The organism is Bradyrhizobium sp. Pa8, assembly GCF_052588265.1.
Genome location: NZ_CP176767.1, coordinates 5673213 through 5689412, shown reverse-complemented (window position 1 = coordinate 5689412; position 16200 = coordinate 5673213). Strand labels below are relative to the sequence as shown.

General features: G+C 65.2%; 13 protein-coding genes. 7 read left to right on the top strand and 6 right to left on the bottom strand.

Features of this window, described 5'->3' with window-relative positions:
- Positions 1-6: 6 nt before the first annotated feature.
- Complete coding sequence (locus tag ACKWRH_RS26790) at positions 7-1206, bottom strand: mandelate racemase/muconate lactonizing enzyme family protein (protein WP_445215970.1); 1200 nt, start codon at positions 1204-1206, stop codon at positions 7-9.
- 174 nt (positions 1207-1380) lie between these two features.
- Between ACKWRH_RS26790 and ACKWRH_RS26785 the strand changes: the two genes are divergently transcribed.
- Positions 1381-2148 carry a GntR family transcriptional regulator gene (locus ACKWRH_RS26785; protein ID WP_445215969.1) on the top strand — a complete coding sequence of 256 codons (768 nt, stop codon included), beginning with the start codon at positions 1381-1383 and terminating at the stop codon, positions 2146-2148.
- A gap of 25 nt (positions 2149-2173) precedes the next feature.
- Positions 2174-3538 carry an MFS transporter gene (locus ACKWRH_RS26780; RefSeq protein ID WP_445215968.1) on the top strand — a complete coding sequence of 455 codons (1365 nt, stop codon included), beginning with the start codon at positions 2174-2176 and terminating at the stop codon, positions 3536-3538.
- 9 nt (positions 3539-3547) lie between these two features.
- Here the strand turns inward: ACKWRH_RS26780 and ACKWRH_RS26775 are convergent, their stop codons facing one another.
- The 4 genes from ACKWRH_RS26775 to ACKWRH_RS26760 all read right to left on the bottom strand — a co-directional run bounded on the left by ACKWRH_RS26775 (position 3548) and on the right by ACKWRH_RS26760 (position 9106).
- Positions 3548-4798 carry an arsenic transporter gene (locus tag ACKWRH_RS26775; protein WP_445215967.1) on the bottom strand — a complete coding sequence of 417 codons (1251 nt, stop codon included), beginning with the start codon at positions 4796-4798 and terminating at the stop codon, positions 3548-3550.
- Between the two features lie 25 nt (positions 4799-4823).
- The gene (locus tag ACKWRH_RS26770; protein WP_445215966.1) at positions 4824-6110 is read right to left on the bottom strand and encodes an MFS transporter; all 1287 of its coding nucleotides are present in this window, start codon (positions 6108-6110) and stop codon (positions 4824-4826) included.
- A 67-nt stretch (positions 6111-6177) separates the two neighbouring features.
- Complete coding sequence (locus ACKWRH_RS26765) at positions 6178-6618, bottom strand: EamA family transporter (protein WP_445215965.1); 441 nt, start codon at positions 6616-6618, stop codon at positions 6178-6180.
- A 10-nt stretch (positions 6619-6628) separates the two neighbouring features.
- Positions 6629-9106 (bottom strand): PAS domain S-box protein, encoded by a 2478-nt coding sequence (locus tag ACKWRH_RS26760; RefSeq protein ID WP_445215964.1) that lies wholly within the window; start codon positions 9104-9106, stop codon positions 6629-6631.
- Between the two features lie 213 nt (positions 9107-9319).
- Between ACKWRH_RS26760 and ACKWRH_RS26755 the strand changes: the two genes are divergently transcribed.
- The 4 genes from ACKWRH_RS26755 to ACKWRH_RS26740 all read left to right on the top strand — a co-directional run bounded on the left by ACKWRH_RS26755 (position 9320) and on the right by ACKWRH_RS26740 (position 13901).
- On the top strand, positions 9320-10390 hold the full coding sequence (locus ACKWRH_RS26755) for a zinc-binding metallopeptidase family protein (RefSeq protein ID WP_445215963.1): 1071 nt from the start codon (positions 9320-9322) through the stop codon (positions 10388-10390).
- Between the two features lie 175 nt (positions 10391-10565).
- The gene (locus ACKWRH_RS26750) at positions 10566-12581 is read left to right on the top strand and encodes an acetyl-CoA carboxylase biotin carboxylase subunit (protein ID WP_445215962.1); all 2016 of its coding nucleotides are present in this window, start codon (positions 10566-10568) and stop codon (positions 12579-12581) included.
- 157 nt (positions 12582-12738) lie between these two features.
- Positions 12739-13605, top strand: coding sequence for an isocitrate lyase/PEP mutase family protein (locus tag ACKWRH_RS26745; protein WP_445215961.1), 867 nt, complete (start codon positions 12739-12741; stop codon positions 13603-13605).
- Entirely contained in the window at positions 13602-13901 is a 300-nt protein-coding gene (locus ACKWRH_RS26740) for an acylphosphatase (RefSeq protein ID WP_445215960.1), read from the top strand. The genes ACKWRH_RS26745 and ACKWRH_RS26740 overlap by 4 nt, the downstream gene beginning before the upstream one ends.
- 55 nt (positions 13902-13956) lie before the next feature.
- Here the strand turns inward: ACKWRH_RS26740 and ACKWRH_RS26735 are convergent, their stop codons facing one another.
- Positions 13957-15477 (bottom strand): ATP-binding protein, encoded by a 1521-nt coding sequence (locus ACKWRH_RS26735; RefSeq protein ID WP_445215959.1) that lies wholly within the window; start codon positions 15475-15477, stop codon positions 13957-13959.
- 151 nt (positions 15478-15628) lie between these two features.
- Between ACKWRH_RS26735 and ACKWRH_RS26730 the strand changes: the two genes are divergently transcribed.
- On the top strand, positions 15629-16186 hold the full coding sequence (locus ACKWRH_RS26730) for a GbsR/MarR family transcriptional regulator (RefSeq protein WP_028153219.1): 558 nt from the start codon (positions 15629-15631) through the stop codon (positions 16184-16186).
- Positions 16187-16200 lie beyond the last annotated feature (14 nt).

Here is a 16200-nt window from a genome sequence, read left to right as displayed (position 1 = left end):
AAATCCTCAGACGTTGGAGCGACGCACGGTCAGATCGGAGCGGTCGAATACGGCGGGCAGAAGGTCGACGCCGAGGCCCGGTCCTTCCATCGGATAGACAAAACCGTCCTTGATCGTGGGCATCGTGGTGACGAGCTCATTGTACCAGCCCTTGTAGAAGGCGCGTACCGATTCCTGGATCAGCGTGTTGGGCTGGCTGAACGACATGTGGATGGCGGCGATGAAGCCGATCGGGCCGATGCAGTCATGCGGCGCAAACGGGCGGTGATAGGTCTCGGCCATCGCCGCGATCTTGCGACCTTCGGTCAAGCCACCGGTCCAGCACAGATCCGCCATCACCACATGCATGGCGTCGCGGTCGAGCATGTCCTTGTAGGGAAAGCGCGAGCCCAGCGTCTCGCTGGCGCAGACCCAGACGTCGGTCGAGCGGGCGTATTCGGCCAGCGCCTGCGGCGAGTTCATCCGGATCGGGTCTTCGTACCAGGTCGGCTTGTAGGGCTCGAGCGCGCGTGCGATCTGCTTGGCGGTCGGCAGATTCCAAAGCGAATGGAGCTCGACCATGATCTCCATCTTGTCGCCGACGGCCTTGCGGATCTTCTCGAACGGTTCGATCGCCCGCTTCATCTGGGCTGCGGTGATGTAAAGGCCCTTGTTCTCCTGTGCCGCCGGATCGAACGGCCAGATCTTCATCGCGGAGATGCCGCTCTCCAGCAGGCTTTCCGCCAGCGCGTCGGCGTGGTGCATGAAGCCGTCGAGGTCCTCGTAGGGGCCTTTGGAGGCGCCGAGATTCCAGTTGGCGACCGGGCTGATATTGGTGGAGCGGACATACTGGGTGCCGGCGCAGGTGTTGTAGATGCGCTGCTTGTCGCGGCAGAGGCCGCCGAGCATCTGGTGCACAGGCTGATTGCAGATCTTGCCGAACAGATCCCATAGCGCGATGTCGATCGCAGAAGCCGCGCGGTATTCGACGCCGGTCGAGGATTGCGCCATCGGCAGGTTCAGCATGTCGCGATGGATCGCCTCGATGTGCAGCGGATTGCGGCCGAGCAGGCGGCCGGCAAAGGTGTCGTGGATCTGCGCTTCGACCGCGCCCGCGCCATAGAAGGTTTCGCCGAGACCGATCATGCCCGTGTCGGTGTGGACGCGCACCCAGATGACGTTGGAAAATTCCTCGGTGCGCAGCGTCTCGATTGACGTGATCTTCACGGCAACAATCCTCCCATCACAGGCGCCTCGCGCCTGACGTCTCATTTCGCACTGCAACATGTTGCAGGTCGCGCGAACGTCTTACGCCTGCTTGTAATATATCACAACATGTTTTAAGGGTCCCACAACTAAGGCGCCACCCAGCAATGAGAGCGCGACTGACAGGAGGACGACATGGCACGGCGCAAGCGCGCGCTCGAGGTGGTGAGAAACGCGGACGACGGCGAGGGCAAGCCCTCCCGGCACAACCGGCTCAACTTCTTCGAGCTGGCCTATCAGAAGATCGAAGAGCTGCTCGTCCACTGCGAGCTCAAGCCCGGACAATTCATGACGATGCTGGAATTGCAGCACATCACCGGCTTCGGGCGCACACCGGTGCATCACGCCGTCAATCGTCTTTCCGCCGACACGCTCATCATCATCCGTCCGCGCCACGGCCTGCACATCGCGCCGATCGACCTTGCGCGCGAGCGGATGCTTCTGGCCTTGCGCCGCGACATGGAGCGCTTTGTCGTGCGGCTCGCGGCTGATCGCGCCAGCCTGTCGCATCGCAATCAGGCGCTGCACATCGAGCGTCTGCTGCGCGAACGCCGCGCCACCCTGACCCTCGACGAATTCAACAGCATCGATCGCCGCATCGACGCGCTGGTGCTGGAAGCCGCCGGCGAGCCCTTCCTGGTGCACACGCTGCGGCCGTTGCACACGCTGTACCGCCGCATCGGCTACATCCACCATCGCTTCATGCCGGGACAGGCCGATCTGTCGGGCACGATCGATCGCCACCTCGCCATTCTCGGTGCGGTCGCCGGCCGCCATGTCGAGGACGCGGTGAAGGCGAGCGATGCGTTGATCGACTACATGGACCACATGTTCACGGGCATGGAGGCGGGGATCGATCCGCGCCTGCTCGATTGCAGCATCGAGCCGCTGCTCGGCACGTAAGAGAGTTTTGAAGAGAGGACCAAAGATGTCAACGATGGCGATGCCACAACCGACCGCGAGCGAAGCCGCGGTCCGCTACCTCATCACGAACTACAGTCCCAAGGGCAACAAGGTCGGCTGGCTGATGATGGCCTCGATCCTGGTCGAAGCCTGGGATCTCTACTCGATCGCCTTCGTGCTGATCTTCATCAAGGAGCAGTACAATCCCGATCCGCTGATGCTCGGTCTCGCTGCAGCCGGCACGCAGGGCGGCGCCCTGATCGGCGCGCTGCTCGGCGGCTGGCTCTCCGACAAGATCGGCCGCCGCGTCATGTTCCTGGTGACGATGGTGCTGTTCATCGTGCTGGCGCTGGCGCAGGCTTTCGTGCCGAACGTCACCTGGCTCATCGTGATCCGCTTCCTGCTCGGCATTCCGCTCGGCTCGGATATTTCGACCGGCTACACCTACATCATGGAATCCATGGCCAAGGGTGAGCGCGAGGTCATGGGCAATCGCTGGCAGTTCATGTTCGCGGTCGGTGAGGTGCTCACCATCGGCGTCATCGTGATCTTCCTGCTGACCGACATGCAGCACGAGATGCTGTGGCGCGTGACGCTGGGCCTCGGCGCTTTGCCGGCGCTGATCATCCTGGTGATGCGCCACGACGTGCCGGAGACGGCGGTGTGGCTGGTGCAGAAGGGACGCTACCGCGAGGCCAAGCAGGTCGCGCGCGAGATGTTCAATGACAATCTCGACATGCTGCCGAACCATGACGTGGAGGTGCCGAAGGTCTCGACCCGCGCGTTCCTCGCCGATCTCAAGAAGGATCCGATCCGCTGGCGCGCCACGGTCTACGGCTGGATCGCCTGCTTCGCGCAGGGCAGCGAGTTCTCGACCTTTGCGTTCTACCTGCCGGTACTCTTTGTCATGGTTGGCGTGTCGAGCGTGCTCGGCATCAATCTGGTGACGATGGCGCTGTTCAGCTTCGCCGCTCTGTCCGGCTGGGTCGGACCGCTGCTGACGCCGAAGATCGGCCACCGCGGCATCGCGATCGCCGGTTTCGGCATCGTGCTGGCTTCGCTGCTGGTCGCGGCTTTCGCGCTCTACACCGACAACAAGATCCTGCTGCCGTTCGCGGCCGCCGCCATGTTGTGGGGCCATTATTGGGACGCGTCGAACTGCATGACGATCCCGACCATGGTCGCCAAGCCCAAGTATCGCGGCACGGCCAGTGGCTTCGCCTACATGTTCGTGAAGCTGCCGTCGTTCCTGGCGATCTTCCTGTTCCCGACGGTGTTCGCGGCGATCGGCCAGGCGAATGCCACGCTGATGGTCGCGATCTTCCCGCTGATCGGATTGCTCGCCGCAATCTTCATCCTGCCGGAAGTCTACGGCTACGAGAACGACTGATCTCGCAAGTTACCTGATCGCGGCAGCCAAGGCCGCGATCAGGGCCGGCGGCGTCACCAGCAGGCCCAGCTTGAGGAACGGCCAGGCGCCGACGTCGATCTTCTCTCGGCGCAGAGCGACCAGCCACAGGATGGTTGCGAGCGAACCGGTGATCGAGAAATTCGGTCCCAGGTCGACGCCGATCAGGATGGCGCTGACGACCGAGGTGGGCAGGTGATCGGCGGCCACGATCGACCCGGCGACGAGGCCGACCGGCAGGTTATTGGCAATATTGGTGGCGATGGCGGTGGCGATCCCAACGCTCCAGCCGGCCCCGGGTACGGACTGCGCGACGGCCTCGTGCAGAAGTGCGCTGAGATGGCCGATCACGCCAGTCTTCACCAGTGCTTCCACCATCACGAAAAGCCCGCCGACCAGCGGCAGCACGCTCCAGGACACGTGCTTCAGCACCGGCATGGGCGACTGACGGCTGAGCAGCAGCACGAGGCCGGTCGTCACGGCGCCGCAGATGAAGGTCGGCAGGCCAAGCTGCTTGTCGAGCGCGGAGGCCGTGATCAGCACGACGCCGATCGCGGCAATGCCGATCGCGGTCAGCTTGCCGCCGCGGCTGAGCACCTTGTGCGGCACGCGGCGCTCGATGGTCTCCTCCTTCAGCGCGCGATGCTGGGTGAAGCGCAGCACGACATAGGTCAGCACGATCGAGGCGAGCGAGGGCAGGGCGAACTGACGCAGCCATTCGGTCAGATGCGGCATGCGCGAGCCGAACACGACGAGATTGGCCGGGTTTGAGATCGGCAGCACGAAGCTTGCGGCGTTGGCGATGAAGGCGCAGACGAAGAGATAGGGCAGCGGCTTGGCGCCGGCCGCGCGCGTCGCGGCGTAGACCGCGGGTGTCAGCACGATCGCGGTTGCGTCATTGGAGAGCAGCACGGTGACGACCGTGCCGACGAGATAGATCAGCAGAAATAGCCGCTGCGGCGAGCCGGCTGCATATTCCACCGCAAGCGCGGCAAGATAGTCGAACAGGCCTTCGAGCCGGGCGAGCTCGGCGATCAGCATCATGCCGATCAGGAAGAGATAGACGTCGACGCCTTTCTCGATGCCCGTGAGCGCATCCTGCCACGACAGGAGCCCGAGCAGCACCAGGGCGCCGGCGCCGATCACGGCCCAGATCGCCTCGGGCAGGCGAAAAGGCCGGATGATGACGCCTGCGGTCGCGGCGAAGATGATGCTCCAGGCCCAGATGGCGTCAGACGGCACGTTCAGTCCTTGAGGTTTGGTCGGTTCATTCGGCAGCGATAACCGATGCTGGAGCCGCTGTCTTCCCCTGTGCCTGCAAGATACCATGCCGGGTCTCGGGCAAAGCGAGGAGGCAGACGATGGCACCGATCGCGGCGACTGCGCCGAGCGTGATGAACGCCGCGCTGTAGCCGGCACCGACCACGACGAGGCCCGCAAGCGTCGTCGACAGCGCCGCGCCGATGCTCTGGGCGGTGATGACCGCGCCCTGCGCGACGTTGAAGCGGCCGGTGTTGCGCATGAGGTCGGCGACGATGACGGGGAAGATCGCGCCAAAGATGCCGGCGCCGACGCCGTCCAGAAGCTGCACGCCGACCAGCCAGAACGGATTGTCGGAGAGCGTATAGAGCGCGCCGCGAATGGGCAGAATCAACAATGCGGCGAGGAAGAAGCGCTTGTGGCCCCAGCGGTCGGCCTTCGCGCCGACCAGCATCGCGAACGGCACCATCACAATTTGGGCTGCGACGATGCAGGCCGACATCAGGCTGGTGCCCATGTTCTTGTCCTGGAGCGCGAGTTTCTGCCCGACCAGCGGCAGCATGGCCGCGTTGGACAGGTGAAACAGCACGACGCAGACCGCGAAGACGAGGAGGGGGCGGCAGGTCAGGAGCACCGCGAGACCTGAGGGCTGTTCCGGCCGGTCACCGGTATCGGCGTCGTGCAGCCCGCGGGCGAGGTCGTGGTCGATGGCGCGGGCGGGGATCGCGAGAATGCTCACGAGGCTCGCGACCGCCATGGCGGCGAGAAGGTAGAACACCACGGTCGGACCGAACCAATAGGCGGAAAGTCCCGCCAGCCCGGCGGCGACTGCATTGCCGGCGTGATTAAAGGTCTCGTTGCGGCCGATCCGCCGGGTGAAGGCGGCATGGCCGAAGATGCCGAGCGAGACGGCGGCGATGGCCGGCGGAAAGATCACGGCGGCGGCCTGCGCGATCCCTTGTGAGACCGCGACCGGCAGGAAGGCGGGAAACAGCGGCAGCGACAGTGACGCCAGCGTCACCATGATGGCGGCGATGACCATCGCCAGCCGCTTCGCCCGAGTCGCATCGATCAGCGCGCCAGCCGGCGTCTGCGCCATGATGCCGGCAATGGTCGCAATCGACATCACGAGGCCGATGCGCGCCTCGTCCCAGTGCTGCTCGGTGAGGAGATAGACGGCAAGGTAAGGCCCGAGCCCGTCGCGGACGTCGGCGAGGAAGAAGTTGGCTGCATCCAGCGCGCGGCCGGCGCGTCTCGTCTGGTCGGCGGGGTGATGGGAGGCTTGGCTCGGCATCGGTCTCTCGATCAAGGCTGGGAAACGACCGGCCAGAAACCGATCTCACGCCAGCTTTGTTCCGTCCCTAAAACTTCACGGCCAGCAGCACCGCGCCGGCGCCGATCATGGCGATGCCGAGCCAGCCCTGTCCAGTCGGACGCTCGCCGAGAAAGACGAAGGCGAAAAGGGCCACCAGCACGACACTGAGCTTGTCGATCGGCGCCACCAGTGTCGCGGGGCCGAGCTTCAGCGCACGGAAATAGCACAGCCAGGATGCGCCAGTCGCAAGCCCGGACAACACCAGGAACAGCCAGGTCTTCGACGAGACCGCCGACGGCACCGCGAACTGGCCGGTGAAGAACAGCAGCACCGAGAATGCGAGCAGCACCACGATCGTGCGGATGAACGTCGCCAGATCCGGATTGATGTTCTCGACGCCGACCTTGGCGAAGATCGCGGTCAGCGCCGCAAAGCAGGCCGAGAGCAGCGCCCAGGTCTGCCAGGCGGAAAAGAGGGCGGGTTTCATCGGTTATCTCTCACCGCGCCACCGACAGCTTCTCCGTGATCGCCTTGCGCAAAATGCGCGACAGCAACTCCACCGAATACGGTTTCTGGATCAGCTCGAACCCGCGATGCGCGTTCTCGGCGAGAACGTTACTGTAGCCGGAGGTGAGCACGACGGGCAGGCCCGGATAGCGCTCGCGAATGATGCCGGCGAGCTCGACGCCGTTCATCCCGGGCATGATGACGTCGGAGAAGACGAGGTCGACGGCGAATTCGTTCTCACCGAGAATGCCGAGCGCCGCATTGGCGTTGGCGACCCGGCGGACGACATAGCCGAGGTCTTCCAGCAGCTCGGTCGAGAACTGGCCGACGTCGTCATTGTCCTCGACCACGAGCACGCGATAGCCGCGTCCGGTGGTGGCGGCTTCGCTGGTCAGTGCCGCAGCGTCCTTCTCCGCGGCAGGACTGCGCGCCTGCGGCAGGTAGATGGTGAAGGTCGCGCCTTCGCCGCGCGCGCTCGTCACCGCGATGTCGCCCTCCGACTGCTTTGCGAAGCCGAAGGCCTGGCTGAGGCCGAGGCCGGTGCCCTTGCCGACCTCCTTGGTGGTGAAGAACGGCTCGAAGATGGCGTCGATGTATTCAGGCGCGATGCCGTCGCCGGTATCCGCGACCGAGATCGCGACATAGTCGCCGCCGCGCGCCGACTGCGCACGCAGGCTCGGGATGCCCGCGACCTTGCGCACGGCGATGGTGAGGCGGCCTTCGCCATCCATGGCGTCGCGGGCGTTGATGGCGAGGTTGATCAGCGCGGTCTCGAACTGCGCGATGTCGGCCACCGTGAAGCAGTCGGCATCGTTCACCTCGACGCTGATCTCGATGCGGCCGCCGACCAGCGGCCGGACCAGTTGCGCCACGCCCTCGACCTGGCTGCCGACGTTGAAGATCTGTGGCTTGAGCGGCTGCCTGCGCGCAAAGGCCAAAAGCTGCGCGGTGAGCTTGGAGGCGCGCTCCACGGTGTCGGAGATGGCGTCGACATAGCGGCGGCGGCGTTCTTCCGGCAGCTCGCGGCGGCGCAGGAAGTCGGTCGCAGACCGGATGATGGTGAGGAGATTGTTGAAGTCGTGGGCGACGCCTCCGGTGAGCTGGCCGATCGCCTCCATCTTCTGCGACTGCCGCAGCGCTTCCTCGCCGCGGCGGCGCTCGGTGATGTCGACGGCCTCGGGCACCGCACCGGTGATGTTGCCGTGGCGGTCGAGCACCGGACGCATGCCGAAGTCGAAATCGCGCTCTCCGATGGGCAGGCGCAGGCGCATCTCCAGCCGCACCGCTTCGCCTCTGAGCACGGTGTCGAAGGCCTTGCGCACGGTTGCGCTCATGCCGTGGGTGCCAGTGAACCAGGGCGTGTCCCAGAACGGCTTGCCGATCACGTCCGCGGCGCTCGCCTCGATGCCGTCGAGGGCGGTCTTGTTGGCATAGAGCAGTTCGCCTTCGAGATTGACCAGGCCCTGATACTGGTTGCTGGTCTCCAGGATGGCGCGCAGCCGCGCCTCGTTGGATTCAAGCTGGGCGGTGCGCTCCACGATACGCTCTTCCAGCGTCTCGTTGAGTTGCCGCAGCTCGATCTCGGCCTGCTTGGCGACGGTGATGTCGTGGGCGACGCCGATGAAGCCGATATGCTTGCCGGTCGGGTCCCAGCGCGGCTGCGATTCCGAGCGCAGCCAGCGCCATTCGCCGGATGCGTCCCTGTAGCGCGCCTCCAGCACGAACGGTTTCAGCGACGCTTCGCCCTGGACCGATTGCTGCAGCACATGCGGCAGGTCGTCGGGATGCAGCACCTTGCGCCAGTCGAAGGCGATGGCCTGGTCGTAGGGCAGGCCGACGAAGTCCACATAGGCCTGGTTGGCGAAGGAGCGCGTGCGGTCGAGCTTCGTGACCCAGATCGGCACCGGCGCGCTGTCGGCGATCAGCCGGAAACGCTCCTCGCTCTCGCGCAGCGTCTCGCGCGCGAGCGCCTGGGCGGTGATGTCGATATGGGCGCCAACGAGGCGAATGGCGCGGCCGTCGCTGTCGCGCTCGAACTTGGCGACAACGCGGATCCAGCGGATCTCGCCGTCGTTGGGGCGGATGATGCGGTATTCGGCGGTGTAGTCTTCGTTCGTCCCGGCCAGCGCATCGAGGAAGTGCTTGACCGCGGCGTCGCGATCCTCGGGATGGATGCGGTTGACCCAATCCTCATGCGACTCGTCGGCGGCCTCAGGCGGCAGCCCGTGGAGCATCAGATATTCGGGCGAGCGGCGGTTCTTGAAGCCTTCGCGGAAGTCGACCTCGAGGCCGCCGACCTTGCCGATGCGCTGGATACGCGCCAGCTCTGCCTCGCGCTCCTGGAGCGCGTGATAGGCGTTGTCGCGCTCGCGCGCGATCTCCTCGAGGTGCTGGCGCAGCCTTTCGGCGGCGGTGATATCGGGCAAGGGATCGTTCAAGGTGTCGGCCGTTGTGATGCAAGAGCGCACGTGCCGGGCCGATATTCCCACAGACGAAGCGTGATAGCCATTGCTCAAAAGGGGATAAGGACGGAAAGGGCCCACCGATCGCAGGGGCGGGTATGAACGAACGCCGGGTCTGGCTATTTGTTCCCGAATGTTGGAACGATGAGCCCCCGTGAGCGTATTTGCGAGGCGCCGCAACTCTTAATCATAAAACTCCCTTCCCGAAGAGGCTAAATCTTGAAGCTCTTTGTCTGCCAGGACTGCGGTAACGTCCTCTATTTCGAGAACCGCGCCTGCGAACGCTGCGGCCACCGCGTCGCGTTCCTGCCGGAGAAGGAGACGATGTCGGCGATCGAGCCCGACGGCGCGGCCTGGATGACGCTCGCCGACAAGGGCAAGGGGCGGATGCTCTGCCGCAATGCCGAGTACGATGCGTGCAACTGGCTGACGGATGCGGGCGATACCACCGGCTATTGCCGCGCCTGCCGCCACAACGGCATCGTGCCCGATCTGTCCGATCCGGTTCAGCTCGCCGGCTGGCGCGAGTTGGAGGTGGCGAAACACCGGCTGTTCTATTCCCTGATCCGCTGGAAGCTGCCGCTCCAGACCCGGCAGGAAAATCCCGAACATGGGCTGATCTTCAATTTCCTCGCCGACGATCCGAACAGCGGGCAGAGGATCATGACCGGCCACGATAACGGCCTGATCACGATCGCGCTGACCGAGACCGACGAGATCGAACGCGAGCGGCGCAGGCTCGAGATGGGCGAGCCCTACCGCACGCTGCTCGGACATTTCCGCCACGAGGTCGGCCATTACTTCTGGGACGTGCTGGTGCGCGAGGGCGACAGGCTGGAGCAATGCCGCGCCGTGTTCGGCGACGATTCCGCCGATTACGGCCAGGCCTTGCAGCTCCATTATGCCGACGGCGCGCCGCCGGACTGGCAGCAGACCTACGTCTCGGCCTACGCCACCACGCATCCCTGGGAGGATTTCGCCGAGACCTGGGCGCACTACCTCCACATCGTCGATACCCTGGAGATGGCCTCCGAGTTCGGGATGGAGGTGCGCCCCAGGGTCGATCGCGACGGGGAGTTGACGGCGCGCATCCGTTTCAACCCCTATGAGACGAGGGACGTCGAGGCGCTCGTCAATGCATGGCTGCCCTTCACCTTCGCCATCAACAGCGTCAACCGCGCCATGGGGCTGCGCGACCTCTATCCCTTCATCCTGTCTCCGGCCGTGGTCGGCAAGCTGGGCTTCATTCACGGCTTGGTCAGGGACGTGGCCAAGGCCGCGAAGCCGTAGGTCCGCTCATGGGCTCATCAGGCTCATTTCGGTCTTGCGCTGGTACGCCAGAGGGCGCGGATTTAGACCGTTGCCTCCGGCCGATTTTGATGTACCACGGGGGTCACACGGCCCGTCCCCGCAGGCCCCAACGGCCAGGGAAGGGTCCCGCCCAAGGTCGAGACTCAAGAAAAGCATGTTCAAACGCATTCTGATCGCCAATCGCGGCGAAATCGCCTGCCGGGTCATCAAGACCGCTCGCCGCATGGGAATTCAGACGGTTGCGGTCTATTCCGAGGCCGACCGCGATGCCCTCCATGTCGAGATGGCCGACGAGGCCGTTCTGATCGGCCCGCCCGCAGCCGCCGAGAGCTATCTGGTGATCGAGAAGATCGTGGAGGCCTGCCGCAAGACGGGCGCCGAGGCCGTGCATCCCGGCTACGGCTTCCTGTCCGAGCGCGAGGCGTTTCCGCGCGCGCTGGAGGCCGCCGGCATCGTCTTCATCGGCCCGAACCCGGGCGCGATCGCCGCGATGGGCGACAAGATCGAATCCAAGAAGGCCGCCGCGAAGGCCAAGGTCTCGACCGTGCCGGGCTATCTCGGCGTCATCGAGGACGACAAGCACGCGGTGAAGATCGCCGACGAGATCGGCTATCCCGTGATGATCAAGGCCTCCGCCGGCGGTGGCGGCAAGGGCATGCGCATCGCGCATTCGAAGGCCGAGGTTGCCGAGGGCTTCAACCTTGCAAAGGCCGAGGCGAAAGCCTCGTTCGGCGACGACCGCGTCTTCGTCGAAAAGTTCATCGTCGATCCCCGCCACATCGAGATCCAGGTGCTGGGCGACAAGCACGGCAACGTCATCTATCTCGGCGAGCGCGAATGTTCGATCCAGCGCCGCAACCAGAAGGTCATCGAGGAGGCGCCGTCGCCGCTGCTCGATGAGGCCACCCGCCGCAAGATGGGCGAGCAGGCCGTCGCGCTGGCCAAGGCGGTGAACTACGACTCCGCCGGGACCGTCGAGTTCGTCGCGGGGCAGGACAAGAGCTTTTTCTTCCTGGAGATGAACACGCGCCTTCAGGTCGAGCATCCCGTCACCGAGCTCGTCACGGGCATCGACCTCGTCGAGCAGATGCTGCGCGTCGCCGCGGGCGAGAAGCTCGCGATCAGCCAGAAGGACGTGACGCTCACCGGCTGGGCGGTGGAATCCCGCCTTTACGCCGAGGACCCGTTCCGCAACTTCCTGCCCTCGATCGGCCGCCTCGTGAAGTATCGCCCGCCGGCCGAAGCCAGCCAGGACGGCATCACCGTGCGCAACGACACCGGCGTGCAGGAGGGCGGCGAGATCTCGATCCATTACGATCCGATGATCGCCAAGCTCGTCACGCATGCGCCGTCGCGCGCGGCCGCGATCGAGGCGCAGGCCACCGCGCTGGATTCGTTCTATGTCGAGGGTATCAGGCACAACATCCCATTCCTGTCGGCGCTGATGCACCATCCGCGCTGGCGCGAGGGACGGCTCTCGACCGGTTTCATCGCCGAGGAATTCCCCAAGGGCTTTGCTGTGCGCGTGCCCGAAGGCGAGGTCGCGCGGCGGATCGCGGCGGTCGGCGCCGCCATTGACCACGTGCTCGGGGAGCGCAAGCGGCAGATCTCGGGCCAGATGGGCGGCCGCATCGTGCAGCGCGAGCGTCGCCGCGCGGTCTGGCTCGACCGCCAGGAGATTCTGCTCGAGGTCGCCCGCGAAGGCGAGGCCATCGCGATCCGATTCATCGATGCCGAAGGCAAGGCCGGCAACGCGCATCTGCTGCAGTCGCCGTGGAAGCCGGGCGATCCGGTCTGGCAGGGTACCATCGACGGCCATTTCGTCGCGGTGCAGGCGCGCCCGATCGCCAACGGCATCCGCCTTGCGCATCAGGGCGTCGAGGTGCCGGTCTATGTCTGGACCGAGGCGGAAGCAGCCTCGGCCCGGCTGATGCCGGTGACCACGGCCTCCGACAGCGGCAAGAAGCTGCTTTGCCCGATGCCGGGCCTCGTGGTCTCGATCGCGGTGACCGAAGGGCAGGAGATCAAGGCCGGCGAGACGCTCGCGGTGGTCGAAGCCATGAAGATGCAGAATGTGCTCCGCGCCGAGCAGGACGGTACGGTGAAGAAGATCCACGCCAGTGCGGGCGCGACGCTCGCGGTGGACGCGCTGATTCTGGAGTTTGCGTAAAGCAAGTGAGTGGGGCCCTCACTGGCCCCACCAACACCGTCATTGCGAGCGCAGCGAAGCAATCCAGACTGCGTCTGCGGAAAGATTCTGGATTGCTTCGCTGCGCTCGCAATGACGGAGTATGTTGCGGCTGCGTCGCAACAGTTGAGAGGGCACCATGGCCTTTCGTTCCCGCCGCGAAAAACTGCGTTCGATCCTGACCGGCTCGGCCTGCGTTCATCCCGGCTCGGTCTATGACGCGATCTCCATCCGCATCGCCGAAGATCTCGGCTTTCCGCTCGGCATGTTCGGCGGCTCGGTGGCCTCGCTCGCGGTGCTCGGCGACCCCGATGTCACGCTGATCACGCTCACCGAGCTTGCCGAGCAGATGCGGCGGATGTCGCGCGCGGCGACGCTGCCGGTGCTGGTCGATGCCGATCACGGCTATGGCAATGCGCTCAACGTGCGCCGCACCGTGCAGGAGCTGGAGACCGCTGGCGCCGCCGGCCTCACCATCGAGGACACGCTGCTGCCGGCCGCCTTTGGCGAGGCAAAGACACAGCTGATCTCGCTGGAAGAAGGCGTCGGCAAGATGAAGGCGGCGCTGGATGGCCGCAGCGATCCCTCGCTCGTCATCATGGGCCGTACTGGAGCTGCCTCGGTCACCTCGATCGAGGATGCGATCCGCCGCGCCAGGGCCTATGAGGCAACCGGCGTCGACGCGCTGTTCTTCACCGGCATCAAGTCGCGCGCCGAGCTCGAGGCGATCGTCGCCGCTACGCGCCTTCCGATCGTGCTCGGCGGTGCGCCGGACGAGTTGAACGCGATCGACTATCTCGCGAACCAGCGCGTGCGCATCGCGCTTCAGGGCCACGCGCCGATCGCGGCTGCCACGCAGGCCGTCTACGAGACGCAGAAAGCGTTGCGCGAGGGTACGCCGCCGAAGAACCTCAAAGGACTGCCATCGCCGGACCTGACCAACCGCGTCATGCGCGAGGCCGACGTCAAGGCGCGCAGCGCCGACTTTCTCGGGCTGAAAAAGTGAGTCAGGCAATCCTCCAGGTCATGATCCGCGGTCGCGTGCAGGGCGTCGGCTATCGGGCCTGGGTCGAGTATCAAGCCACCACGTGCGGGCTGGAAGGCTGGGTCCGCAACCGCCGCGACGGCAGCGTGGAGGCGCTTTTCGCAGGCACACCGAAGCACGTCGCCGACATGGTCGCGCTGTGCCGCCACGGCCCGCCGTCCTCGCGCGTGGACAGCGTCACCAGCGAGACGGCGAGTGTCGATGAGCTGAATCTGCGCAGGGCGGGGGAAGCGTTTTCGGTGTTGCCGACGGTGTAGGTGCGCTCTCCGGCCGGGACAAGCCCGGCCATGACGCTGTGGAAGCTTGGTGCTATCACCTTGGCAGCTTCGAGATCGCCTCGCTCAGTTCGTGGATCTCGTAGGGCTTGCGCAGGATCGGGAAGTCGCCGCGGACATCGGCGGCGGCTTCGCTGTAGCCGGTTGCGAGCAGGATCGGCAGGCCAGGGCGGGTCTGGCGCAGATGATGGGCGAGACCGAGCCCGTCCATCTTGCCGGGCATCACGATGTCGGTGAACACGAAGTCGACGCCGTTCTTCTCGAGTTCGCGCAAGGCGGACTCGGCGTCGGCAACCCGGTGCACGCGATAGCCGAGCTGCTCCAGCAAGCCGATGCTGACGATCGCGACGTCGGGATTGTCCTCGACCAGCAGCACGGTGCCGCTGCCGGGAACCGGTACCGCTTCAGGGATATCGATTGGTGCGGTCGCGGTTTCGCGCGGCAGCAGGATGGTGAAGGTCGTGCCCTTGCCGAGCTCGCTTGCGACCTTGACCGTGCCGCCCGCCTGATGAGCGAAGCCGTGCACCTGCGACAGGCCGAGGCCGGTGCCTTTTCCGACGGGTTTGGTCGTGAAGAACGGCTCGAAGATCTTGTCGACGACGTCGGAGGGGATGCCAAGCCCGGTATCGGCGACGGTGATGGCGACGAACTCGCCGCGGTGGAGCGGATCATCCAGGACGACGTTGCGTGCGCCGACCGTCACCGTGCCGCCGTCGGGCATGGCATCGCGAGCGTTGATGACGAGATTGAGCAGCCCTGTCTCGAGCTCGGAGACATCAGTCTTGACCGACCAGACCTCGCGGTCGATGTCGAAGGCGAGACGAACGGCGCTTCCGACGCCGGCGTGAAGCACTTCGCGGATCGCCTCGATGCGGTCGCCGAGGCGGATCGCCTGGGGATTGACGCTCTGCCGTCGCGCGAAGGTCAGGAGCTGGCCGGTCAGTGCGGCGCCGCGCTTGGTTGCGGTCTCGATCGCGGACATCGCGCGCTGAATCTTGGCTTCGTCCTCATCGCGCTTCTTGAGGATGTGAAGGCTGCCGCTGATGATCATCAGGAGGTTGTTGAAGTCGTGCGCGACGCCGCCGGTGAGCTGTCCGAGCGCATCGAACTTCTGCGACTCGGCAAGCTGCCTCTGCATCGCTTCGAGCTTGAGCTGCGAATTGCGCCGCTCGGTGATGTCGCGGGTGATCTTGGCGAAGCCGACCAGGGCGCCGTGCTCGTAGATCGGATCGATGATGACGCTTGCCCAGAAGAACGTGCCATCCTTGCGGACGCGCCAGCCTTCCTCCTCGTAGCGGCCGTGGTCCCGCGCGATGCCGAGGGCACGCGCGGGCTTGCCGTTGGCGCGATCGGTCTCGGTGTAGAAGCGCGAGAAATGCTGGCCGAGGATCTCTTGGGGCGAATAGCCCTTGATCCGCTCGCCGCCGATGTTCCAGCTCGTGATGATCCCGGTGGGATCGAGCATGTAGAGCGCGTAGTCCGCGACTCCTTCCACCAACAGCCGAAAACTGCGCTCGCTTTCGAACAAGTCTCTCTGTTGACTGGACTTTGTCGTCATTCTCAACCCGCCTGGAACCCGGGCAAACGCCCGGAAGGGCGTTTGGTTCCCGTTCTCTGGGTCGTTTTTAGGCAAATACGACGGACGGTATGCAGGACGCAAGCCGCCGAGCGCTCTTGACAATCAGTCGCGTCCGTCAGATATTTCTGTCATGACAGAAATAACCGGAAAGAAGAAACTGCCCGCCGCCGTCGAGCGCTTCATCCTGCATTGGGGCGACATGGGGGACGGGTGGGGCGTCAACCGCTCGGTCAGCCAGATCCACGGGCTGCTCTATCTCGCCGAGGCGCCGATGACGGCCGAGGACATCGCCGACACGCTCGGCATGGCGCGCTCCAATGTCTCGAACTCGCTGAAGGAGCTGCTCGCCTGGAATCTGATCCGGCGGGTGCCGATCCTCGGCGACCGCCGCGACCATTACGAGGCCGAGACCGACATCTGGGAGGTTGCGGCCCGGATCGCGGCGCGGCGCAAGGAGCGGGAGCTCGATCCGGCGATCACGGCGCTCAGGGCGTGCGTGTCCGATGCCGCAGATGATCCGACCATCAATCCGGTCGCAGCCAAACGGCTGAAGGAGATGCTCGCCTTCACCGAACTCGCCGACCACTGGTTCATGCAGATGCTGAAGGTGCCGCGCCCGCGGCTGGTCGCCTTGATGCGGCTTGGCGAGAAGATCGCGAACCTGCTGCCGCTGGGCAAAGCCAAATAACGTTGAGGAGGGTG